We start from the raw sequence: 297 nt of genomic DNA, 5'->3' as shown, positions 1-297 counted from the left end.
TAGATAGTGTCGTCACAAGATTTTAGCCCAGAGAGCGATGCATCTGATCTGGACGGCAGCGAGAAATGAGGCCGTATTTTTTGCGTAGCGCGTTGCAATACCCCGCCAGCGCTTGAGGTGCAGGAAGGCATTTTCAACCAGATGACGGACTTTATAGAGCGCGTTGTCGTACTCACGTACGACCTTACGATTCCTGCGCGGTGGGATCACCGCTTTCATACCTGGCGGATTCAACTCCGAAGTGCAACGCTAAGCCGCCAATCTTAGCTCTGCAAACACCACAGACGGTTGCCTGAA

The 297-nt window shown here is 52.5% G+C and carries 1 pseudogene; it reads right to left on the bottom strand.

Features of this window, described 5'->3' with window-relative positions:
* Positions 1 to 12 precede the first annotated feature (12 nt).
* A pseudogene (locus tag ACSZPU_RS26460) lies at positions 13 to 222 on the bottom strand (IS5/IS1182 family transposase); the annotation flags it as partial.
* Positions 223 to 297: the final 75 nt, after the last annotated feature.

Source organism: Phytobacter sp. V69 (assembly GCF_965644215.1).
In the GTDB taxonomy this organism is placed as follows: Bacteria; Pseudomonadota; Gammaproteobacteria; order Enterobacterales; family Enterobacteriaceae; genus Phytobacter.
This window is presented reverse-complemented; position numbering and strand designations above follow the sequence as displayed.